Source organism: Metallococcus carri (assembly GCF_011440275.1).
Lineage (GTDB): Bacteria > Actinomycetota > Actinomycetes > Actinomycetales > Dermatophilaceae > Metallococcus > Metallococcus carri.
On sequence record NZ_JAAOIV010000006.1, the window covers coordinates 96,207 to 118,895 of the forward strand.

21 protein-coding genes are annotated in these 22,689 nt (G+C 71.3%); 5 read left to right on the forward strand and 16 right to left on the reverse strand.

The annotated features are described in order from the left end of the window. Together G9U51_RS17420 and G9U51_RS17425 are read left to right on the forward strand one after the other, a co-directional pair. Positions 1 to 204 carry a hypothetical protein gene (locus G9U51_RS17420; protein WP_235945862.1) on the forward strand — a complete coding sequence of 68 codons (204 nt, stop codon included), beginning with the start codon at positions 1 to 3 and terminating at the stop codon, positions 202 to 204. A 60-nt stretch (positions 205 to 264) separates the two neighbouring features. Continuing rightward, complete coding sequence (locus tag G9U51_RS17425) at positions 265 to 663, forward strand: hypothetical protein (protein ID WP_235945864.1); 399 nt, start codon at positions 265 to 267, stop codon at positions 661 to 663. 113 nt (positions 664 to 776) lie between these two features. Here the strand turns inward: G9U51_RS17425 and G9U51_RS09600 are convergent, their stop codons facing one another. The 16 genes from G9U51_RS09600 to mraZ form a co-directional block, all read right to left on the reverse strand. Continuing rightward, positions 777 to 1,916 (reverse strand): DivIVA domain-containing protein, encoded by a 1,140-nt coding sequence (locus G9U51_RS09600; RefSeq protein ID WP_166196413.1) that lies wholly within the window; start codon positions 1,914 to 1,916, stop codon positions 777 to 779. Positions 1,917 to 2,001: 85 nt separating this feature from the next. After that, positions 2,002 to 2,280 carry a YggT family protein gene (locus G9U51_RS09605; protein WP_166196414.1) on the reverse strand — a complete coding sequence of 93 codons (279 nt, stop codon included), beginning with the start codon at positions 2,278 to 2,280 and terminating at the stop codon, positions 2,002 to 2,004. Positions 2,281 to 2,347: 67 nt separating this feature from the next. Then, positions 2,348 to 2,851, reverse strand: coding sequence for a cell division protein SepF (locus G9U51_RS09610; protein WP_166196415.1), 504 nt, complete (start codon positions 2,849 to 2,851; stop codon positions 2,348 to 2,350). A 64-nt stretch (positions 2,852 to 2,915) separates the two neighbouring features. Next, positions 2,916 to 3,626 carry a YggS family pyridoxal phosphate-dependent enzyme gene (locus G9U51_RS09615; protein ID WP_166196416.1) on the reverse strand — a complete coding sequence of 237 codons (711 nt, stop codon included), beginning with the start codon at positions 3,624 to 3,626 and terminating at the stop codon, positions 2,916 to 2,918. Next, entirely contained in the window at positions 3,623 to 4,366 is a 744-nt protein-coding gene (locus G9U51_RS09620; RefSeq protein WP_166196417.1) for a polyphenol oxidase family protein, read from the reverse strand. The genes G9U51_RS09615 and G9U51_RS09620 overlap by 4 nt, the downstream gene beginning before the upstream one ends. Continuing rightward, entirely contained in the window at positions 4,363 to 5,796 is a 1,434-nt protein-coding gene (gene ftsZ, locus G9U51_RS09625; RefSeq protein ID WP_166196418.1) for a cell division protein FtsZ, read from the reverse strand. Before ftsZ ends, G9U51_RS09620 begins: the two co-directional genes overlap by 4 nt. Positions 5,797 to 5,904: 108 nt before the next feature. Beyond that, entirely contained in the window at positions 5,905 to 7,350 is a 1,446-nt protein-coding gene (gene murC, locus G9U51_RS09630; RefSeq protein ID WP_166196419.1) for a UDP-N-acetylmuramate--L-alanine ligase, read from the reverse strand. Further along, positions 7,350 to 8,435 carry a UDP-N-acetylglucosamine--N-acetylmuramyl-(pentapeptide) pyrophosphoryl-undecaprenol N-acetylglucosamine transferase gene (locus G9U51_RS09635; RefSeq protein WP_166196420.1) on the reverse strand — a complete coding sequence of 362 codons (1,086 nt, stop codon included), beginning with the start codon at positions 8,433 to 8,435 and terminating at the stop codon, positions 7,350 to 7,352. The genes murC and G9U51_RS09635 overlap by 1 nt, the downstream gene beginning before the upstream one ends. Then, complete coding sequence (gene ftsW, locus G9U51_RS09640) at positions 8,435 to 9,667, reverse strand: putative lipid II flippase FtsW (protein WP_328823407.1); 1,233 nt, start codon at positions 9,665 to 9,667, stop codon at positions 8,435 to 8,437. The genes G9U51_RS09635 and ftsW overlap by 1 nt, the downstream gene beginning before the upstream one ends. Positions 9,668 to 9,671: 4 nt before the next feature. Continuing rightward, positions 9,672 to 11,180 (reverse strand): UDP-N-acetylmuramoyl-L-alanine--D-glutamate ligase, encoded by a 1,509-nt coding sequence (gene murD, locus G9U51_RS09645; protein ID WP_166196422.1) that lies wholly within the window; start codon positions 11,178 to 11,180, stop codon positions 9,672 to 9,674. Next, positions 11,177 to 12,256 carry a phospho-N-acetylmuramoyl-pentapeptide-transferase gene (mraY, locus tag G9U51_RS09650; RefSeq protein WP_166196423.1) on the reverse strand — a complete coding sequence of 360 codons (1,080 nt, stop codon included), beginning with the start codon at positions 12,254 to 12,256 and terminating at the stop codon, positions 11,177 to 11,179. Before mraY ends, murD begins: the two co-directional genes overlap by 4 nt. Continuing rightward, complete coding sequence (locus G9U51_RS09655) at positions 12,253 to 13,629, reverse strand: UDP-N-acetylmuramoyl-tripeptide--D-alanyl-D-alanine ligase (RefSeq protein ID WP_328823417.1); 1,377 nt, start codon at positions 13,627 to 13,629, stop codon at positions 12,253 to 12,255. Before G9U51_RS09655 ends, mraY begins: the two co-directional genes overlap by 4 nt. Before the next feature lie 5 nt (positions 13,630 to 13,634). Next, positions 13,635 to 15,665, reverse strand: a complete 2,031-nt coding sequence (locus tag G9U51_RS09660; protein WP_328823408.1) for a peptidoglycan D,D-transpeptidase FtsI family protein — start codon at positions 15,663 to 15,665, stop codon at positions 13,635 to 13,637. A gap of 6 nt (positions 15,666 to 15,671) precedes the next feature. Beyond that, positions 15,672 to 16,328, reverse strand: coding sequence for a hypothetical protein (locus G9U51_RS09665; protein ID WP_166196425.1), 657 nt, complete (start codon positions 16,326 to 16,328; stop codon positions 15,672 to 15,674). Between the two features lie 16 nt (positions 16,329 to 16,344). After that, complete coding sequence (gene rsmH, locus G9U51_RS09670; RefSeq protein ID WP_166196426.1) at positions 16,345 to 17,301, reverse strand: 16S rRNA (cytosine(1402)-N(4))-methyltransferase RsmH; 957 nt, start codon at positions 17,299 to 17,301, stop codon at positions 16,345 to 16,347. A gap of 186 nt (positions 17,302 to 17,487) precedes the next feature. Next, positions 17,488 to 17,922, reverse strand: a complete 435-nt coding sequence (gene mraZ, locus G9U51_RS09675; RefSeq protein WP_166196427.1) for a division/cell wall cluster transcriptional repressor MraZ — start codon at positions 17,920 to 17,922, stop codon at positions 17,488 to 17,490. A 386-nt stretch (positions 17,923 to 18,308) separates the two neighbouring features. Here mraZ and G9U51_RS09680 point away from each other — a divergent pair, with 386 nt between their 5' ends. The 3 genes from G9U51_RS09680 to G9U51_RS09690 all read left to right on the forward strand — a co-directional run. Further along, positions 18,309 to 19,337 carry an AAA family ATPase gene (locus G9U51_RS09680; protein WP_166196428.1) on the forward strand — a complete coding sequence of 343 codons (1,029 nt, stop codon included), beginning with the start codon at positions 18,309 to 18,311 and terminating at the stop codon, positions 19,335 to 19,337. Further along, positions 19,334 to 20,581 (forward strand): DUF58 domain-containing protein, encoded by a 1,248-nt coding sequence (locus G9U51_RS09685; protein WP_166196429.1) that lies wholly within the window; start codon positions 19,334 to 19,336, stop codon positions 20,579 to 20,581. Before G9U51_RS09680 ends, G9U51_RS09685 begins: the two co-directional genes overlap by 4 nt. After that, positions 20,581 to 22,689 (forward strand): transglutaminase family protein (locus tag G9U51_RS09690; protein WP_166196430.1); only part of this gene is annotated, 2,109 nt, incomplete at its 3' end. The genes G9U51_RS09685 and G9U51_RS09690, both read left to right, overlap by 1 nt.

The window sequence follows — 22,689 nt, forward strand, 5'->3', positions numbered from 1 at the left end:
GTGTCCTTCTTGGTCGTTGAGCTGCGACGTGCCGTGCTGGCGGAGGACGAAACGGTAACCCCGCGACCTGTGACGCTGCGCGGCGAGGTGGACTTCGTGACCGGCGGGGTCGTTTTCTTCGCCGCGGTCTTCTTCGCGGCAGTCTTGGTCGCGGTCTTCTTCGCGGCAGTCTTCGTCGCCGTCTTCTTCGCCGGAGCGGCCTGAGCCGTGCTCTTCTTCGCGGCAGTCTTCGTCGCCGTCTTCTTCGCCGGAGCGGTCTGAGCCGTGCGCTTCTTCGCGGCAGTCTTGGTCGCGGTCTTCTTCGCCGCGGTCTTGGCCGGAGCGGTCTTCTTCGCCGGAGCAGCCTTAGCCGCGGTCTTCTTGCTTGCGGCCTTGGGTGCGGTCTTGGCCGGAGCAGTCTTCTTCGCAGACGTGGCCTTGGTGGTGCTCTTCGTGCTCGGCTTGGCAGCTTTGCTGGCGGCTGCCGTGGTGGCGCCATTCTTCGAGCCGCCGGTGGCGCGCCCAACGAGGGACCCGGCCGACCTCAACACCGAACCCACCGTCGGCCGGCGGCGCGCGGACGTCTTCTCAGCCATGGATGACCCTCCCGTCGGTCTGCCCTGCCCGTCCCATGACCGGCAGGCGCGGCGACGCACCCGCCCGCAGGCTGGTGCGACTGCCTGAGGATAAGCGACCGCGCACCGCCTCACAACGAACGCCGCACCGGGGATTTGCGCGCAGACACCGCACAGGGCCACCCGCGCGACGCGGATGGCCCTGTGCGAAAGGAGGGTGGCTCAGCCGCGGACGCCGTTGGACGAGCCGTCCGCCGGCCGGTCCTCGAGCTGACCGAGCTGACCGGTGATGAACTCCTTGAGCTGGCGACGGTAGTCGTTCTCGAAGGTCTTCAGCCGGTCGATATTGCCGTTCAACTGGTCCTGCTGGGTGGTGAGATCAGCGAGGACCGAGGTCTTCTTCTCCTCCGCACCCCGCACCAACGTGTCGTGCTTGTCCTGGCCGGTGGTCACCAGTTCGTCGTGCTTGCGCTGGCCGGTCGACACCAGCTCATCGTGCTTGCGCTGGCCGGCGGTGACGAGCTCATCGTGCTTGGCCTTGCCGGTGCGCACGAACTCGTCGTACTTGGCCTGGCCGGTCTTGATCAGCTCGTCATGCTTGGCGTTGGCCTCGCCGATCACCCGAGTGTGGTGCTCGTTGGCCTCCTTGACGAGGCGGTCGCGGGTGGTTTCGCCTTCCCTGACGTGCTCGTCGTGCAGCTTCTGCGCGAGCGCGATGACCCCGGCCGCGGAGGTCGCGCCACCGGCGGCACCGGCGGCAAGGGCGGCACCCTGGCCGTCACCGGTGGGCTGCGCCTGCTGGGCGGGCGCTGCGGCCTGGGCCTGCACCCGCTCGCGAGCCGCGGCCTCATCCTTCTCGGCCTGAGCGATCTGCTGACGCAGGCCGGCCAGCTTGTCCTCGGCGGTCTTGGTCTCGCCCTGGACCTTGGCCAGCTCGGCCTTGGCGGCGCGCAGCTGGTCCTGGACCCGGGTGAGTTCGGCCTTGGCGGCGGCGAGTTCCTTCTCGTCGACACCGCCGGCCTTCGCCGCGACCTTGTCGTCCGACTTGTGGTCGGCGTCCTTGCCGGGCCCGACCGTGCCGGCATCGGCCTTGTCGCCGGCGCCGGCCTGCACGGCCGGGACCGCGGTGGCGGCCGACGCGGTGCCCGCAGCACCGGAGGAAGCGGGTGCGGAGCTGGTGGAGCTACGCCGGCAGTCCTCGAGCTTGGTCGCGAGGTCCTCGTTCTCGGCGTTCAGTCGACGAAGTTCGATGACGATCTCGTCGAGGAAGTCGTCCACCTGGATCTCGTCGTAGCCGCTCTTGCCAAACCCCTTGGGCTTGGTGAATTCCTTCTTGACGACATCTTCAGGCGTCAACGCCATGTGGTCACCTCAGTGCTGCTTCGGGCCGCAGACGGTCGGCGGCGGGGGTCCGCTCGCTCCGCGCGGCAGTGGGTATTCGTCCGCGTCAGCTTAGGATACGCAACAGAATTGAGACAGCCAGGATCAGCAACAGGAAGGCCAGGTCCAGCCGGATCGAGCCCAACTGCAGCGGCGGAACGACGCGCCGGATCGCCTTCAGTGGCGGATCGGTGACGGTGTAGACGCCCTCGGCGACCACCAGCACCGGGCCACGCGGCGTCCAGTCCCGCGCGAAGACCTGGATCCAGTCGAAGACCAACCGCGCGATCAACGTTATGAAAAACACGTAGAGCGCGATCGCGACCACGGACAGCACGACGCCCACGACTGTTCAACTCCCACCGGACGAGACGACCTTCACCCACGTCAACGCGTGGGTGTCCCCGATCGTCTCAGCTCTGGTTGAACGGGCCGCGCGCGCCACCGGCGTTGTCGGCACCGCTCGTGCTGACCTCGACCCCGCTCGGCGACAGCAGGAACACCTTGGCGGTGACCCGCTCGATGGTGCCGTGCAGGCCGAAGACCAGGCCGGCGGCGAAGTCGACGAGGCGCTTGGCGTCGCTGTCCTCCATGTCGGACAGGTTCATGATGACCGGGATGCCCTGGCGGAAGCTCTCGCCGATCTCCTTGGCCTCGTTGTAGGTGCGCGGGTGGATCGCGTTGATGCGCTGCATGTCGTGGCCCTTCGAGGAGACCGCCCGGACCGGGGATGACTTGTGCAACTGGGTCACCGGGGCCGGCGCGGCGTCGCGCTCGTCCTCCTCCTGGAGGAACCCGGAGTCCTCGTAGTCGTCGTACGCCTCGTAGTCGTGGTGCTCGTCGTACTGGTCGTCGTAGCGACGGTCCTCCTCGGCGAGGCCGAGGTAGGCCATGGTCTTGCGCAGGGCGCCTGCCATCTTGCAGCTCCTTGGTCCGGCCGGGGGCGGCCGTCGGCATGTCAGTGGTGGGACGCGACCGACGCTACCGGCGAACGGGACGCGAACCGAGGATTGCGCTTCCGACACGCAGGTGTGTCGCGCCCGCGGCGATCGCCTGCTCGAGATCACCGCTCATGCCGGCCGAGATCCAGTCGGCGCCTGGCACCTGCTCGCGCAGCCGATGGCTGACTTCCGCCAGCCGCTCGAACGCCTGGGCCGGGTCCGGTCCGCGCGGCGCCACCGCCATCACCCCACGCAGTCGCAGCCGGTCGCACTCCCCGATCTGCGCGGCGAGCTGCTCGACCTCGTCCGGCAGGGTCCCGCCGCGGCCGGGGTCCGAGCCGTCCAGGTCGACCTGGATGGTCACCTCCAGCCGCCGGTCGGCGCGCTCGGCGCCGCGCTGCAGGGCACGCGCGATCTTGCCGCGGTCGACCGACTGGACCACATCGGCATACGCCGCCACGTGACCGGCCTTGTTGGACTGCAACTGACCGACGAAGTGGACGGTCAGCCGGCCGCGCAGGTCCGGGTCGAGCTCGGCGACCTTGGCGCCGGCCTCCTGGTCCTTGTTCTCACCGATCGCGGTCACTCCGAGCTCAGCGAGTATGCCGATGTCGCTCGCCGGGAAGTATTTGGTGATGACCACCAACTGCACGTCGGCCGGTGCTCGCCCGGCGGCGGCGCAGGCAGCGTCAATCCGCTCCCGCACGGCGCGCAACGACGCCGCCAGCTCTTCCTGACGCGCGCCGCTCACGCCGGCTCCCGGCGAAAACTGACCAGCCCGGCGAAGCGACCCGCACCCTGGTCGCGGCGGTGGGAGAAGAGCCGGTCACTCTCCCGGGTGCACCCGGGCACCCAGGTCAGGGGCACCTCGGCAGCGCGCAACTGGGCGACGACCGCACCGGCGACGTCGATCGCCGGCGTGCCGGTCCAGCTCACGCCGTATGCCGCTGGATTCGTTTGTGCGGCAACGGATCTCATCTCGTCCGGCACTTCGTAGCAGCGGGCACACACCGACGGCCCGACGACCGCCTGCGGGTCGGTCGCGCCCAGCTCACGCATCGTCGCGACGGTCTGCGGCACGACACCGGCGAGCATCCCCGGCCGCCCGGCGTGCACGGCGGCGACCAGGCCCGCGGACCCGTCATAGAGCAGCACGGGTGTGCAATCGGCGACCAGCACGGTGGCGGCATAGCCCTCGGCGGTGGTGATCACAGCATCGGCCTGCGGGATCTCCCGGGCGGCGGGATCGCGCACCACATCGACCGCCGCGCCGTGCACCTGGTGCATGAACAGCATTCGCTCGCGGCCGACGCCAAAGGCATCCCCGACGACGGTGCGGTTGTGCTCGACCCGCGCGGGGTCGTCGCCGACGTGGGCGCCGAGGTTGAGCGAGGCATAGCCGCCCTCGCTCACTCCCCCCGCGGTGTCGGTGAACGCCAGGTCGACGACCAGGTCGCCGGCCCGGCGCTGCTCACGCCACCAGAAGGTCACTTCAGGAAGTCGGGCACGTCCAGGTCGTCGTCACCGTCGTCGAAGCTGACCTCACGCGGCGGGCGCTGGGTCTGCGACGGCTGCACCTGGCCGGGACGACCGCCGCCGGGGCGCTCGCCCTGGTCACCGGCCTGCTGGCCCTGCTGCGGACGGGCGCCGGGCTGACCCTGCTGGGCGCCAGGCTGACCACCGCCCTGCTGGCCGGCACCGCCCTGAGCGAACTGACCGCCCTGCTGACCCTGCTGACCGCCGTGGCCACCCTGCGCACCGGCCGGCTGACCCGCGCTGCCCTGGCCGAACCCGCCACCCTGCGGCTGGCCCTGCTGCACACCGCCCGGGCGCTGCGCGGTCGCACCCTGCTGGCTGCCCTGCGGACCGCCGCCCGGCTGGCCCTGCTGGGCCCCACCCTGCGGACCGCCGTCGCGGCGCTGCGGCGCGCCCTGAATCTGACCGAGGGCGCGGTCGTCGGTGCGCTTGGTCGGCGTGCCGCCGTCGAAGCCGGCCGCGATCACGGTGACCCGCACCTCGTCGCCGAGCGCGTCGTCGATGACCGCGCCGAAGATGATGTTGGCCTCGGGGTGGGCGGCCTCCTGCACCAGCCGGGCCGCCTCGTTGATCTCGAACAGGCCGAGGTCGCTGCCACCCTGCACCGACAACAGCACACCCTGCGCGCCGTCGATGCTCGCCTCGAGCAACGGGCTGGAGATCGCGAGCTCGGCCGCCTGGACCGCGCGGTCCTCCCCGCGGGCCGAGCCGATGCCCATCAGCGCGGAGCCGGCACCCTGCATGACCGACTTCACGTCGGCGAAGTCGAGGTTGATCAGGCCCGGGGTGGTGATCAGGTCGGTGATGCCCTGCACACCGGACAGCAGCACCTGGTCGGCGCTGTGGAAGGCGTCCAGCATCGAGACATTGCGGTCGCTGATCGACAGCAGCCGGTCGTTGGGGATGACGATGAGCGTGTCGACCTCTTCGCGCAGCGCGTTGATGCCGAGGTCGGCCTGGTTGGCGCGGCGACGGCCCTCGAAGGTGAACGGCCGGGTGACCACACCGATGGTGAGGGCGCCGAGGCTCTTGGCGATCTTCGCAACGACGGGTGCGCCACCGGTGCCGGTGCCGCCGCCCTCGCCGGCGGTGACGAAGACCATGTCGGCGCCCTTGAGCACCTCTTCGATCTCCTCGCCGTGGTCCTCGGCAGCCTTGCGGCCGACCTCCGGGTCAGCGCCGGCGCCGAGCCCGCGGGTGAGCTCGCGGCCCACCTCGAGCTTGACGTCGGCGTCGCACATCAGCAACGCCTGGGCGTCGGTGTTGATCGCGATGAACTCGACGCCCTTCAAGCCGACCTCGATCATCCGGTTGACGGCGTTCACGCCACCGCCGCCGATGCCGACGACCTTGATGACTGCGAGGTAGTTCTGCGGTGATGCCACGAGCGGCGCCTTTCGACTTGCGGTCGTTCGGTCTGAAGGTGGAGCTAGAGATTTCTGAGCGATCGCGGGCATGCTACGCGGTCCGCGCGTGGCAAGCGACTGTGAACCTCAGGTTGAGTCTGATTCTTCGAGGGCTTGCAGGATACGGGGTCCGAGGTGGGTGATGTCACCGGCTCCCACCGTCAGGACAAGGTCACCCGCGCGCGCCTCGCGCCGGACCACCTCGACCGCCTCGTCGAAGCCGGTCGCGCGCACTCCGGGCGTGCGCATCGCGTCGGTCACCAGGTCGGCGGTGACGCCGTCGATGGGCTGCTCACGGGCGCCGTAAATGTCCAGCACGACCGCCAGATCGGCGCCGTCCAGCGCTTTCGCCAGGCCGGCCGCGGCATCGCGGGTGCGCGAGTAGAGGTGGGGCTGGAAGACCACGATCAGCCGGCCGTCGCCGGCCAGCCCGCGCCCGGTCGCGACCATCGCCTGCAGCTTGCCCGGGTTGTGCGCATAGTCGTCCACCACCCGTATGCCGGCCGCCTCGCCGACCCGTTGCGCGCGCCGCGAGGTGCCGCGGAACTGCACGAGCCCCCGCACCACCTCAGCCGCGGGCAGGTCGAGGCCGGCGGTCAGCGCGGCCACGACGCCCGCGGCATTCTCGAGGTTGTGCAGACCCGGAACCTCAAGTTGAAGGTGATGGTTGGTGCCGGTCAGATCGGTGAGCGTGCCCTCCCCCGACCAGCCCGAGGAGCGCAGGTCGGTGATGCGGACATCAGCGGTTTCGGTGGTGCCATAGGTCAGCACCCGCAGGTCGGCGCGGCAGCGCGCCGCAGCGGCCAGTGCGGCGCTGCCCGGGTCGTCGGCACAGGCCACCAGCAGGCCGCCGGCGGCGATGGTGTCGACGAAGGCGCCGTAGGCCGCGTGCAGCGTGGCCGAGTCGCCGTAGAAGTCCAGGTGGTCGTCCTTGACGCTGGTGACGATCGCGATGCGCGGCCGGTAGACCACGAACGATCCGTCGCTCTCGTCCGCCTCCACCACGAAGGCCGAGCCCTGCCCGACCCCGGCATTGGCACCCAGCCCGGCGATCTCCGCCCCGATCGCGTATGACGGGTCCGCTCCCACTGCGCGCAGCGCCACGGTCGCCATCGCGCTGGTGGTGGTCTTGCCGTTCGCCCCGGCGACCGCGAGACCTTCGCGGCCGGCCAGCAACGCGCCGAGCGCCTGGGCCCGGTGCAGCACCGGCAGCCCACGGGCCCGCACCGCGGCGAGTTCGGGGTTGTCCTCGCGGATCGCCGAGGAGATGACCACGACGGTGCCTTCGGGCAATGCCTGCGCGGTGGCGGCGGCATACCCGAGGGTGATCTGGCAGCCCGCGTCGGCGAGCGCGGCAAGCACCGGCAGGTCCACATTGTCCGAGCCGGACACCGGCAGGTCGCGGGCCCGCAGCAGCCGGGCGATGCCGGACATCCCGGAGCCGCCGATCGCGATGAGATGCACCCGCGCGAGGTCGGTGAGGTCGGGCAGCGGCGCGGCGAAGTCGAACCGCTCGTTGACGCCGTGCGCCATCAGTGCGCGGCCCGCTCGATGAGGTCGACGAGGGCGTCCGCCGCGCCCGCGTGGCCCTGGCCCGACGACGCCGCCGCCATCGCGGCCAGCCGCTGCGGCGAGGTGACCAGGGGCAGGAGTTCGCGCTCGACCCAGGCCGGGGTGAAGTCGGCGTTGTCGACGATGACGGCGGCGCCCGCGTCGACGGCGTCCTGGGCGTTGAGCCGCTGCTCGCCGTTGCCGATCGGCAACGGCACGAACACCGCCGGCAGTCCGACCGCGCCGGTCTCACAGACCATCCCGGCGCCGGCGCGGGTCACCGCCAGGTCGGCGGCGGCATACGCCAGGTCCATCCGCTCGGCATAGGGCCGCACGACATAGGGCACCCCGGTCTGCGCGGGCTCGAACTCCTTGCCGCGCCCGGTGAGGTGCAGCACCTGCACACCGGCCGCCGCCAGCGCAGGCTGGGCGGCCTGCATCGTCTCGTTGAGTCGCTGGGCGCCGAGCGAGCCGCCGGTGACGAGCACCGTCGGGCGGTCGGCGTCCAGGCCCCAGAACTCGCGGGCGGCCGCGCGCTCAGCCGCGCGGTCCAGACCGGTGATCTCCGGGCGCAGTGGCAGCCCGATGACCTGGGCATGCGGCAGCGAGGTGACCGAGAAGGTCGTGGCGACATAGGGAGTCAGGCGCGCCCCGAGCTTGTTGGCCAGGCCGGCCCGGGCGTTCTGCTCGTGCAGCACGAAGGGCGTATGCCGCGCTCGCGCGGCGAGGTATGCCGGGGTGCTCACGTGTCCGCCGAAACCGACGACCACCTGCGCGCCGGCATCGTCCAGCAGCCGGCGGGTGCGGGCGACCGCGGAGCGGAAGGCACCGGGGAAGCGCGCGGCGGCGAGATCCGGCCGACGCGGGAAGGCGACCTTGGGGATCACGGTCAGGTCGTAACCGCGGGCCGGGACCAGGTCCTCCTCCAGCCCACCCTGCGACCCGAGCACGGCGATCTGACAGTCGGGGTGGCGGCGGCGCAGCGCATCGGCGGCGGCGAGCAGGGGCGAGACATGGCCGGCGGTGCCACCGCCGGCAAGCACGACGCTGGTGAGGGCAGCAGGCATCAACGGTTCCGGTGGGTCGGCATGACCGCCAGGGTACGGCGCACCATCGACGGGCGCTGCGCCAGCGCCGCCTTGCACTCGGGCTCGTTGCGTGCGAAGGAGATCACCATGCCCAGGCCCACCAGCGCCATCACCAGCGCCGAACCGCCGGAGGACATCAGCGGCAGCGGCACCCCGATGATCGGCAGCAGCCCGATGACCGAGCCGATGTTGATCATCGCCTGGGCCAGGATCCAGGCCATCACCCCGGCCGTGGCGAGCCGCACGAAGAAGTCCTTGCTGGTGGCGATCAGCCGGTAGCACGCGTAGCCGAGGACGGCATACAGCCCGATGACCGCGAGCGTGCCCGGCAGCCCGAGCTCCTCGCCCACGATGGCGAAGATGAAGTCGTTGTGCGCCTCCGGCAGCCAGAACCACTTCTCCCGGCTGGCGCCCAGGCCGACGCCCCACCAGCCGCCGTCGGCCATCGCGTAGAGGCCGTGGACCTTCTGGTAGCAGCCGGCGGTGTGCTCGTTGACGCAGGTGCCGAGCCAGGCGTCGAAACGCGCGCTGCGGTTGCCGCTGAACTTCACCGCGGCGCCGAGCGCGACCACCGCGACCGCGAGCGCGCCGCCGAAGAACTTCCAGTTGAGCCCGGCCACCCACAGCACCGCGCCGGCGGTCAGCGCGAGCACCATCGTGGTGCCGAGGTCGTGGCCGGCCATCACCAGCCCGAGCAGCAGCAGCACCATCGGCACGAGCACGATCAGGACATGCTTGGGCCGGGCCAGGTGGCGGCGTTTGCGCTCCAGCACCACCGCGCAGATCAGCACGATCGCGAGCTTGCCCATCTCCGAGGGCTGCATGGTGAAGCCAGCGACCCGGATCCAGTTGGTGTTGCCCAGCACGTTCACACCGAGCGGCGAGAAGACCAGCATCTGCAGCGCGAGAGCCAGCCCGTAGATCGGGAAGGCCAGCCGCTTCCACCACGCGACCGGCAGGCGGGCGGCGATCACCGCCGCGATCACCCCAATGACCGCGAACATCGCCTGCTTGTTGAAGACGGCGTATGCCGACCCGTGGCCGCCGGCGTAGGAGGTCACGCTCGAGGCGGACAGCACCATGATCAGGCCGAAGACGAGCAGCAGGGTCGTCGCGCCGAGCAGCAGATAGTAGGGCGCGACCGGCGAGGTCAACCGCTGGCTGAACGACCGCGCATCGAAGCCGCTCTTGGTGGGGCTGGCGGTCGTCACGGGTTCAGGTCCTCCGGTCGTCGTCGAGCGCGCGGACGGCGTCGGCGAAGGCGTCACCCCGGGCGCCGTAGCTGGCGAACATGTCCAAGGACGCAGCCGCGGGCGCGAGGAGGACGACATCACCGGGCCGCGCCTGCGAAGCCGCAGCCCGCACCGCCTCGTGCATGGCACCAGTGTCGGTGCGCTCGATGTCGATCACCGGCACATCCGGCGCGTGTCGGTGCACCGCCTCGGCGATCTGGGCGCGGTCCCGCCCGATCAGCACGACCGCGCGCAGCCGTGGCGCGGCCGCCGCCACGAGATCGTCGACGTCGGCACCCTTGAGCAGCCCACCGGCCACCCACACGACCTGGTCGTAGGCGAGCAGCGAGGCCCGCGCAGCGGGCGGGTTGGTGGCCTTGGAGTCGTCGACATAGCGCACCCCGTCGACCTCACCAACCGGCGAAATCCGGTGCGGCTGAGGGTGATACGAGCGCAAGCCGTCGCGCACGGCCAGTGGCGGGACGCCATACGCCCGGGCGAGTGCGGCCGCGGCGAGCGCGTCGGCGACATAGTGCGGTGCGGGCGGCGCACCCTCCTGGCCGAGGTCCTTGACCTGGCACAGCTCGGCGGCATTGCGCTGCCGGTCGGCCACGAAGGCCCGGTCGGCGAGCACGTCCTCCACGATGCCGAGCATCGAGGGGTGCGGCACCTTGAGGGTGAATCCGACCGCGCGGCAACCCTCGACGACCTCGGCGTCCTCGACCAGTTGCTCGGTGGTCGGGTCGTCGTGGTTGTAGATGCAGGCCACCTGGGTGCGGTCGTAGACGCGCCCCTTCATCCGGCGGTATTCCTCGAAGGAGCCGTGCCAGTCGATGTGGTCCGGCGCGACATTGAGGCAGCAGGACGCCAGCGCGGAGATGCTGCGCGACCAGTGCAGCTGGAAGGTCGACAGCTCGACGGCGATCACCTCGTAGCCCGCCGGGTCGAGCACCGCCTCGATGATCGGCAGCCCGACATTGCCGGCCGCGGTGGTGCGCTTGCCCGCCGCGCGCAGGATCGACTCCAGCATCGTCACCGCGGTGGTCTTGCCGTTGGTGCCGGTCACCGTGAGCCACGGCGCGGCACCCTCGCGGGCGCGCATCCGCCAGGCGAGCTCGACCTCGCCCCACACCGGGATCCCGGCGGCCTGCGCCGCCATCAGGTATGGCGTGCTGGGCGCGAAACCGGGCGAGGTCACCACCAGCTGGGTTCCCTCGGACGGCCCGGCGGGCAGCTCGCCATACCTCACGCTCGCCTCGAGGATGGCGAGGATCTTCTCGCGGTCGGTGATCTCCTCCGAGCGCGCCGGGCTGAGCACGCTGACCTGCGCGCCGCGCTCGGCCAGCGCGACCGCGGCCGCGAAACCGCTCACCCCGAGGCCGACGACCTCGACCACGAGGCCGGACCAGTCGGCATCGCGATGGGTGAGGTCCCGCGCGCCGCCCAAGGGTTCGTATGCCGGGTCGACCGGCCAGGACGCACCCGCGGTCATGCCCCGACGACCCACTCGGCGTAGAAGATGCCCAGGCCGAGCGCGACGAAGAGCCCGGCGACGATCCAGAACCGGATCACCACCGTCACTTCGTTCCAGCCGACGAGCTCGAAGTGATGGTGCACGGGGGCGATGCGGAAGACGCGTTTGCCGCGCAGCTTGAACGACCCGACCTGGATGATCACCGACAGCGTCTCGAGCACGAACAGCCCGCCAAGCACCACCACGAGCAGCTCGGTGCGGGTGGTGATCGCCAGGCCGGCGAGCGCGCCACCGAGGGCGAGGGAGCCGGTGTCGCCCATGAAGATCTTGGCGGGTGAGGCGTTCCACCACAGGAAGCCGAAGCAGGAGCCCATCACGCAGGCCGCGATCACCGCCAGGTCGTGCGGATCGCGCACCTCGTAGCACTTCAGCGAGCCGACATATTTGCAGTTCTGGTTGAAGGTCCAGATGCTGATGAGCAGGTAGGCCGCGAAGACCATCACCGAGGCGCCGGTCGCCAGACCGTCGAGGCCGTCGGTGAGGTTCACGCCATTGGAGGTGCCGGCGATCATCAGGTTGGCCCAGATGATGAACAGCACGATGCCGACGCCGGTGCCGGCGAAGGCCCAGTTGAACCAGGTGTCGCGCACGAACGAGATGTTGTAGCTGCCGGGCGTGCGCCCGTTGACATCGGGGAACTGCAGCGCCAGCACCGCGAAGGTGATGCCGACGAAGGCCTGCCCGATGAGCTTTTGCCAGGACTTCAGCCCGAGCGAGCGCTGGTGGCTGATCTTGATCCAGTCGTCGGCGAAGCCCACCGCGCCGAGCCCGACCATGAGGAAGAGCACGAGCAGCCCGGAGGCGGTGACCGGGGTCAGAGTCAGCAGATGCGCGAGCCCGTAACCGACGACGGTGGCGACGATGATGACGGCACCACCCATGGTGGGCGTGCCGCGCTTGGTGTGATGGGTCGTCGGGCCGTCGTCGCGGATGAACTGCCCGTAGCCCCGCTTCGCCAGGAACTTGATGAAGGCCGGCGTCCCGAAGAGTCCTCCCATGAGCGCGACGAACGCGCCGATGAGAACCGCCTTCACGAACCAACCTCCTGATCACCGAATGCCATGCGGTCGCCAAGGTAGCGCAGCCCCGAGTCCCGGCTGGACTTCAGCAGCACCACATCGCCCGGACCGAGCGAGTCGCGCAGCAACGCATAGGCCGCGTCGACGTCGGCGACCTGCTCGGTCGGTATGCCGTCTGCTCCCCTGCCGATCGCGGCGGCACCCGCGCCGACGGTCACCAACCGGTCGATGCCAAGCTCGCGGACGAGTTCACCGATCGCCTGGTGCTCTGCCTCGGAGTCCTCGCCGAGCTCGCGCATCTCCCCCAGGACCGCGACCGTATGCCGCCCGCCCGCCATCGCTTGCAACGCCCGCAAGGCGGCGGTCATCGAGTCGGGGTTGGCGTTGTAGGCATCGTTGATCAACGTGGCGCCGGAGTCCAGCTCGTGCACTTCCATCCGCCACCGGCTGAGCGCTCGAGCGTCAGCGAGTGCCGAAATCGCTTGTGCGACAGGCACGCCCAGCTCGATCGCGGCCCCGATGACGGCCAGCGCGTTGCCGACGTGGTGTTCGCCGTGGACCGCCAGTTGCACCGGGCGCGGGTCGCCGGCACCGACCAGCGTGAAGGACGCCCGGCCGAGCGGGTCGAGCCGCACCTCGGTGGCCCGCAGGTCGGCATCCGGTGACCGGCCGACGAGCAGGACCCGAGCGTCGGTGCGGTCGCGCATCGCGCGCACGCGCGGGTCGTCGGCATTGAGCACCGCCAGGCCGTCGGCCGGCAGCGCCTCGACGAGTTCGGCCTTGGTGCGGGCGATGGCGTCGACCGAGCCGAACTCCCCGACATGCGCGCGGCCGACATTGAGCACAATGCCGACGGTCGGCGGGGCGATCCGGGTGAGATAGGCGATATGGCCGACCCCGGTCGCGCCCATCTCGGCGACGAGATAGTCGGTGGTCGGGGTGACCCGGCAGACGGTGAGCGGCACGCCCACCTCGGAGTTCAGCGAACCCTCCGGGCTGATCGTCTCCCCCACCCTCGACAGCACCTGCCCGAGCATGTCCTTGGTCGAGGTCTTGCCCGAGCTGCCGGTGATGCCGACGATCCGCAGCGCGGGCGCGCGGTCGACCACGGCCCGGCCCAGCGCGGCGAAGGCGTCCTGCACGTCGGCCACGACGACCGTGGGCATCCCCTCGATCGCGCGCGAGCCGAGGGTGGCCACGGCACCCGCCTCGGCAGCGGCCCCGGCATACCGGTGCCCGTCGGCGAACTCGCCGATACGGGCGACATACAGGCTGCCCGGACCGGCCTGACGGGAATCGGAGACGACCGGGCCGTCCACCGCGATCTGCCCGGCGTCGGCAGGAACGAGCGATCCGCCGGTCGCGGCAGCGACCTCGGCGAGCGTCATCGCGATCAACGGCCCACCGACTTCTTCGGGTCGTAGGTCAACGGGTACTCCTGGGTCTTGGCGGTGCTCGGCGGCACGTGGTTGCGGCGCAGCGCGTAGCCCATCAGATCGGAGAAGACGGGTGCCGCGACCTCGCCACCGTAGATGCTGCCTGCGGTCGGCCGTTGCAGGGTCACCGCGATGATGAACTGCGGGTTCTCCGCGGGCGCGAAGCCGATGAACGAGGCGGTCTGGCCGTTGTAGCGCCCGAGCGTCGGGTCGTAGCGGTCGGCGGTGCCGGTCTTGCCGGCCACGTTGTAGCCGGGGACCCGCGCCGCCTTGGCGGTGCCGTCCTTGCCGACGACGCCGGCCATCATGTTGGTGACCTGGGTGGCGACCTGCGGGCTCACCACGGTGACCGCCTTACGGCTGTCCTGCGGCGGGCTGAGTTTGCCGTCCTTGCCGACACCGGCGAGGAGTTTCACCGGCTCGCGCACGCCGCCGTTGGCGATCGCCTGGAAGACCGACGCCTGCTGGATGGCGGAGCCGGACAGGCCCTGGCCGAACATCACCGTGTAGCGGGTCGAACCGGACCACTTCTGGTAGGGCGCGAGGATGCCGGCGGTCTCACCGGGGTATCCGATGCCGGAGGTGGAACCGAGGCCGAACTTGCGCATATAGCCGTAGAGCGTCGCCGGGTCGAGCTTCTCACCGGCCTCGATGGTGCCGATATTGGAGGACTCGGCGAGGATCCCGGCGAGGGTGAGGTTCAACGTCGGGTGCTCGTGGGAGTCCTTGAAGGAGGTGCCGGCCCGCTTCAGCCGGTTGGGCACGACGAACTGCGACTGCGGGGTGGCCTTGCCCTGCGCGAGCAGCGCGGCCATCGTGATCACCTTGCTCGTCGAGCCCGGCTCGTAGGCCTGCACGAAGGGCGCCGACTGCAGGGCGGCGGGCGAGGCCGAGGCGAGGCTGTTGTTGTCGAAACTCGGGTATGACGCGACCGCGCGCAGGTTGCCCTTGACGTCCATGATGATCGCATCACCGCTGAGCGCCTTGTACTTCTTCACCGCGCCGGCGATGGCGTTCTGGGCATACCACTGCAGGTCGTTGTCGATCGTCAGCTGCACCGGGTTGCCGTCGAGCGCCGGGCTGTCGGACTGGTCGCCGGTGGCGATCACCGTGCCGTCGGGCGCCTGCTCGTAGGTGCGCACGCCGGGCTTGCCGTTGAGCGTGCCATTGGCGATCGCCTCGACCCCGCCCCCGGGCTTGCCGTTGGCCGAGACCCACCCGAGCAGCGGAGCGACCGTGGTGCCTTGCGGATATTGCCGCGCCACCGTGCGCTCGCTGTAGATCCCGGGGATGTGCAGGTCGTTGATGCGGTTCCACTGGTCGGGCGTCACCGAGCGCACGAGGTAGACGAAGCGCAGCTTCTTGGCGTCCGCCTGCTTCAAGGCGGTGACGATGTCCTGCGGCGCCGCCCCGGTGATGGACGACAAGGCGGTGGCGGCCTTGGCGAAGCCGTCACCTTGCAGCTTGCCGCCGATCTCGGTGCCGTAGTACTGCCGGATGTTCTGCGGGTCGGCGGTGACGTCATACCGCTCGACCGAGTTCGCGAGCACGACACCGTTGGCATCGGTGATCTGGCCGCGCAACGCCGGGATCGTCGTGCGGGCGATGCGGGAGTCGACCGCCTGCGCGGCGAGGGTGGAGGCCTCCAGCCCCTGGATCCGGAACAGCTGGCCGACAAAAAGGGTGAGCACGAACATCGAGGCGATGAACACCACCCGGGCCCGCCGGCGCGGGTGCCCCACGCCGAGCCGGACCGGCTCGCGCGGCGTCGGCGGCGGGGTGACCCGGCCCCGGGTCGAGGGCTTGCGCGGACCGCCCGACCCGCGGGTGCCGCCCGCCGAGCCGGCGGGCTTGCGGCCGGCCGTGCCGCTCGGCCGCTTCGGACCGCCCGTCTCGGGCCGGCCTCGTGCCGGGGTGCGTGCGGCGGTCCTGGTGCCCGATGGCCGGCCCGCGGTGGAGCGGGTGCCGGGCCTGCGGGACTGCGTCACGGTGTCTTACCTCGTCGGGCTCGGTGCGGGCGTCTTGGTCGGCTGCTTCGCTGCCGGGGCCGAGGACTTCGGCGCCGACTGGCTCGGCTTCGCGCTGGAGGTGGGCTTGGGCTGGGTGGGCTTGGCGGTCGGTGTGCTCGGCTTCACGGTCGGCGTCGGCTTCGCCACCGGTATGCCGAGGCGGAGCGCTCCGTCGGCTGCCTGAACGGCCGTGGACGCCAGCTTGGACGCCGGGGTCGTCGGCAGCGTCCCCACCGTAAACGGCGCGCCGGTCGAGGCAGCGCCCGCCACGCCGAGGACCTTGCCATCACCGGCGCGCACATACTGGATGCGCGTCGCCGGGCGCAGGCCCATCGCCTGAGCGCGCAGCGCGAGCTGCTGCGGCGCCGCCATACTGTCCAGATCGCTGCGCAGGTCCTGCTCGGTGCCCGCCAGCCGATTCGACTGTGCCTGAAGGGAATCCACCGCATACTGCTGCTGTGCGCGGGCGGTGTTGAGCAGCAGCACGGTGAGCAGACCGGCCGCGAGAAGCACGGTGCAGATCACCGCGAAGACCGTGCTGCTCATCGTGGCCTCGGAGGCCTGCACGACCCGCAGCTGCGGTCGGGCCGGTGCTCGGCGGACGGCGCGGGGGCGGGCGGCGGCGACGGTGGCGTTGCTCATCGGTGCGGGCCTTTCGTTAAGAGCGGACGCGTTCGGCGGCCCGCAGCCGGGCCGAGGCCGCCCGCGGGTTGTCGGTCATCTCGGCATCGCTGGGGGTCTCGGCACCCCGGGTCAGCAGCCGGAAGGTCGGTCGGTGTTCGGGCAGCTCGACGGGCAGGTCGGGCGGCGCGGTGCTGCGCGAGCGCGCGGCGAGCTCGGTCTTGGTGATCCGGTCCTCCAGCGAGTGATAGGACAAGACCGCGATCCGGCCCCACTCGGCCAGCGCGTCGAGCGCGGCCGGCAGCGCGGCGCGCCAGCCGTCGAGTTCGCCGTTGACCTCGATCCGCAGCGCCTGGAAGGTGCGCTTGCCGGGGTGGCCCCCGGTGCGCTGCGAGGCCGCCGGCACCGCGCTGCGCAGCACCGTCATGAGTTCCTCGGAGGTGTGCAGCGGGCGGGCGCGCACGATCGCGGCAGCCACCCGGCGGGCGAACCGCTCCTCGCCGTATTCGCGCAGGATGCGCTCGAGCTCACGCTCGTCGTAGCTGTTGACGACCTCGGCAGCGGTGACGCCCTCGCTCTGGTCCATCCGCATGTCGAGCGGGGCGGTGCGGCTGTAGGAGAACCCGCGCTCGGTCTCGTCCAATTGCAGCGAGGAGACCCCGAGGTCGAAGAGCACCGCATCGACGGTGGCGATGCCGTCCTCGGCGAGCAGGTCGAAGGCCCGGTCATAGGTCGCGTGCAGCGGACGGAAGCGATCACCGAACCGGGCCAGCCGCTCACCGGCGAGACGAAGCGCCTCCTGGTCGCGGTCGACGCCGACGACGATCGCCTGCGGGCAACGCTCGAGCAGCGCCTCGGCGTGCCCGCCCATCCCGAGGGTGCCGTCGACCGCGACCGCACCAGCGCGCTGCAGCGCGGGCGCGAGCAGATCCGTGATCCGGTCGCGCAGCACGGGCGCGTGGCGCGTGGCGGCGGATCCGTCGGTCTGGTTCACGAGCGGCCTTTCCGGTGAGCATGGGCGGTCATCGAGGGCGGGTGGTGCGAAGCCACGGGCTGTGGGTCGTCGATCGCGCGTTCGCCGGTTCTGGCCTTCGGTCACCGGCCGCTGGCTGGAAGCACGGGTTCGGCACCGGGGAAGGTGTGCCGAACCGGAGCGCGTCCAGCGGCCGGAGGCCGTAGGTCAGAACGAGCCTCCGGGGATCACCTCCTGCTCGGTGTCGGCGTAGTCGTCCTCGCTCGCGGCGAGCTGCGCCGCCCAGGCCTCGGCGTCCCAGATCTCCAGCCGGTTGCCGACGCCGAGCACCACGCACTCGCGGGTCAGCCCGGCGTATTCGCGCAGCAGCGCCGGGATCGTGACCCGGCCCTGCTTGTCCGGGATCTCGTCCGAGGCGCCCGAGAGCAGCACGCGCTGGAAGTTGCGGACCGCCTTGTTAGAGGTGGGCGTGGTGGACATCTCGGCGACGATCCGCTCGAAGTCGGCGACCGGATAGACGAACAGGCAGCGCTCGTGGCCGCGGGTCATGACCAGGCCGCCGGCGAGCTTCTCGCGGAACTTCGCCGGCAGGAACAGCCGGCCCTTGTCGTCCAGACGGGGCTGATGGGTGCCGAGGAACATGCGCCCACCTCCATCCGTCACGTGCCGGGCCACCCACCGTGCGCCCGATGCCTCCACTTTACTCCACATCGCCCCACCTGTCGCCCCCAGATGACCACCAAACGGGACCGATTTCGGCATACCTGCAGGTCATCGCGCGTGGGGCGAGGTGGAGCGAATTCGCCCGCAATCCCCCATCCGGCCGTATGCCGGGGCGCTCGCGGCGGGTCCGGCCCGCGAGAACCCGCGGTTTTCCGCGGCGTGCGATGCGAGGTGGAGCGATGTGGAGGCGGCGGGACCGCGCTGGTGGTGGAGGGTGGAGGACAGCCGGAGCAAAGGGTTTTGTGACCTCGTTGTCACGTCCAACCGCTTCTCGATCGCGCGGATCGTGAGGCAAGATCGAGGGCATGCGTCTGGCAGCCGGCAATTCCACTGGGGAGCGCGCCACGGCGGGGGGTGACCACAGCGGCCACGCAGCCATGGACCTCGGCGGTGTCCGCGATCTCGCCGAGCGGATCCAGGCGGCGGTGGGCCAGGTGATCGAGGGCAAGCCCGAGCCGATCCGGGTCGCGGTGGTCGCGCTGCTGGCCGAGGGGCACCTGCTGATCGAGGACGTGCCCGGCGTCGGCAAGACGATGCTCGCCAAATCGCTTGCCCGCTCGATCGACGGCTCGATGAGCCGGATCCAGTTCACGCCCGACCTGCTGCCGAGCGACATCACCGGTGTCAGCGTGTTCAACCAGGACACCCGGGAGTTCGAGTTCCGGCGCGGCGCGGTCTTCGCCGAGATCGTGGTCGGTGACGAGATCAACCGGGCCTCGCCCAAGACCCAGGCCGCGTTGCTGGAGTGCATGGAGGAAGGCCAGGTCACCGTCGACGGCACGACCTACGCCCTCGGCCGCCCGTTCCTCGTGATGGCCACCCAGAACCCGATCGAGATGGAGGGCACCTACCCGCTGCCGGAGGCCCAACGCGACCGCTTCCTCGCGCGCATCTCGATGGGTTATCCGTCGGCGAGCGCCGAGCTGGAGATGCTCGACCTGCACGGCGCGCACAACCCGCTGCAGCAGTTGCAGCCGGTCGCCACCGCCGCCGAGGTCGCCTCGGCGATCGAGTCGGTGACCCGGGTCTACGCCTCCCCCGCGCTGCGGCAATACATCGTCGACCTGGTCGGTGCGACCCGCGCGACGAGCGCGCTGCGCCTCGGTGCCTCGCCGCGGGCGGCGCTCGGCCTGCTGCGGGCCGGCCGCGCCCTGGCGGCCGTGCTCGGGCGCGACCACGTCATCCCCGAGGACATCCAAAGCCTCGCGGTGCCGGTGCTCGCTCACCGGGTGTTGCTCTCCAGCGATCAGCAGCACCTGGCCCGCGGTGCCACCGAAGTCGTCACCCAATTGGTCGACCGGGTCCCCGTCCCCGCAGCGGGCTCCCGGCCATGAACCGTCGCCGGGGTCGCTTCACCAGCCGCGGCCTCGCCTTCGTCTCCTCCGGCGTCACGCTCACGCTGGGCGGGATCCTGCTCGGTTATCGCGACATCACCCGGGTCGGTGTCCTGTTGCTCGTGCTCGCCGGCATCGCCCGGTGGCTGGCGGGCCGGCCGTTGACCGGGCTGGCCGTGCAGCGCCGGCCCGAGCCCGATCAGTTGCCGCTCGGGGCGCGCACCTCGGTCGAGCTCACCATCACCAACGAAGGGCGTCGGCGCACCGGCTTCGTGCTCGCCGAGGACTCGGTTGACTACGCCCTCGGCGACCGGCCGCGGTTCGTCCTGCCCTCGATCGAGCCGGACGGCGGCCGCAGCGTCAGCTACGTGCTGGACGGCCGGCGCCGCGGGGAGCACCAGCTGGGCCCGTTGCACGTGCGGGTGCGTGATCCCTTCGGGCTGACCGAGCGCGACAGCGAGGTGCCGGGCACCGGGTCGATCATCGTGCTGCCCCGCACCTATCCCCTCGGGTCGGTCGCTCCGCCGGGCACCGGTGACGGCTCCGAGGGCTCGACGCCGGCGATGGTCGCGCTGCACGGCGACGAGGATGTGTCGATCCGCGGTTATCGCGACGGCGACGACCTGCGCCGGGTGCACTGGAAGGCGAGCGCCCACCGCGATGAACTCATGGTCCGCCAGGTCGACCGTCCGGCCCGCCGCTCCTGCCTGCTGCTGCTCGACCCGCGCGCCGACGCGCACGCCGGCACCGGCGAGCACTCCTCCTTCGAGTGGGCGGTGAGCGCGCTCGCCTCGATCGGGGTGCGGATGAGCGAGCTGGGGTTCCGGCTCGAACTCGTCACTCGCGAGGGCACGGTGCCGCTCGCCGCCGGCGAGCAGCTGTCCGGTCACGCAGTGCTGCTGCACCTGGCCCGGGCCGAGACCGGCACCGAGGGCGACCTGCGCCGGATGTTGCACACCGCCTCCGAGCGGCTGTCCACCGGCGGGGTGGTCATCGCCGTCCTCGGCGGCGGCGCCCCCTTGCCGGCCGAGGTGCCGGCCCTGCGGCAGACCGGCGCGGCCGGGGTGGGCCTGGTCATGGACGCGGCGACCTTCGGCGGCCTACCGAACGACCATCCCGAGCAGGCCCGCGACAGCCTCGCCGCCGCTGGCTGGCGGACCGCGGTCGTGCCGCACGACGCGAGCATCCCGGCCGTGTGGCAGCACGTCGCGCGCCGCTCCCTCGTGCGGGTCGGAGCCTTGTGATGCGCGCCCGGCCGGTCGAAACCCTGCTCGGCACCGCGTGCGTGATCCTCGCCGCCTGGCCGGTGTCCCGGTTGCTGATCGGTGGCCGCTGGTTCGGCGAACTGCTGATCGTGCTCGCCCTCGTCGCACTCAGCGGTATGGCGTTGCGCCAGCTGCGCGTGCCCTCCGGCCTCACGCCGTGGATCCAGACGCTGCTCGTCCTGCTCGCCGCGCTCTTCCTCTTCGTCCTGCCGCACGCCGACGCCGAGGGGGTGCGCGAAGCGGTGCGGGCGCTGCTGGAGGAGGCCAACACCACCGTGCGGCGCTATACGGCACCCGCACCAGCCACCGACGGCCTGCGGTTCGCGATCGTCACCGCCATCGGCCTGGTCGCCGTCGTCGTCGACGCCCTGGCCGCCGGCAGCAAGGTGCCGGCGCTGGCCGGCATACCGCTGGCCCTGATCTTCTTGGTCGCGGCGTCCAACCAGACCGACCCGCTGCCCCCGGCATACTTCGTCGCGCCGGCGGTCGCCTGGCTGGTGCTGTTGTGGCACCAGAGCCAAGACCGGGTGCGAGCGTGGTCGCGCGTCGAGGCGCGCCCCACCGGGCCGACCCTGCTCGCCGACCGGCTCGGCCTCGGCGGATTGGCGTCGGCCGCCCGAGCCGTCGGCATCCTGGCGGTGGTGGGAGCGCTGCTGCTGCCGGCCGCCATACCTCATCTGTCGCCGACCTTCCTCGGCGAAGGGCTCGGTCGCGGCAATGGTCCGGCACAGCGGGTCGGCTTCTCCACCACGGTCGACCTCACCCGCAGCCTGAGCAGCAACGACCCGACGCCCGTGCTGACCTTCCAGACCAGCGACGCCAGTCCGCCGCCGATGCGGGTGGCGGTGACCAGCACCTACGACAACGGCCAGTGGAGTCGTGATCCCTTCAACGGCGATGTGCGCGGGCGGGACAACGAGCGACTGCCCGCCCCCCTCGGCCTCAGCCCGTCGGCCGGGGCGGTGTCGATGAGCGCGCAGGTGCGCGACAGCTCGCTCGAAGCCGGGCTGGTCGCGACGCAGACGCCGTTGCTGTCGGCCGACCTGGCCGGCACGTCCTGGCAGCTGGACCGGTCGACGTCGGTGATCGTGCCCTCACGGGCGGTCAGCGACTATCGCTACACCTACGCCTCGCTCGCCCCATCGGCGCGCCCGACCTCGACCGCCGAACCGCGCGCCGGATTCGAGCGTGAGCTGGCCCTCGACCAGCGCGCGGTGCCCGAGCTGCGCCGCACCGCCGCCGCGATCGGGTTGCGCGGCGATCCCTTCGACCGCGCCGTGCAGATCCAGAACTACCTGCGCAACGACGGTGCCTTCACCTATTCACTGCAGCTGGCCGAGACCCGCACCGGCGTGGGCGGGGTCCAGGTGGACCCGATCACCAACTTCCTGCTCACCAAGCAGGGTTACTGCGTGCAATTCGCCACCGCGATGATCATGCTCGCGCGCATGGAGGGCATCCCTTCGCGGATGGCGCTCGGCTTCCTGCCCGGGGTCGCCAACCAGGCCGGGGTGCGCACGGTGCTGCAGGCGGACGCGCATTCCTGGCCCGAGCTGTGGTTCCCCGGCCTGGGTTGGACGCGCTTCGAGCCCACCCCGGCGAGCCGCTCGGGTGCGGCCCCGAACTACGCCGTCCAGGCCGCACCGACCGCCGGCGGCCGCGAGGTCACCGACAGCGAGTCGGACACCCCGACGAGTTCGAGCCAGTCGTCATCGACCAGCAGCGAAGCCGCGCCGGCACCGCAGGCGCAGCGGCCGAGCAGCATCGGCCGGTGGGTCGCAGGGATCGGCTGGCTGCTGCTCGTCGCCGTCGTCGCCGCGATCTTCGCGCTGCTGCTCCCCCTCGCCGCGCGCCGGCGTCGGCGCACCCTGCTGCGCACCGCGCAATCACCGCAAGAACGGGTCGAGACGCAGTGGCAACTCCTGCAGGAAGACCTGAGCGACTACGGCATACGGCCCCCGCCTGCCGCCTCACCGCGCGCGGCCGCCGAGCACTACCGGCGGGCGGCGCTGCTGGGCGGGTCCACCTCGGAGGCGCTGCGCCGGGCGACCGCGACCGTCGAGCGGGTGCGTTACGCCCCGCCCGGG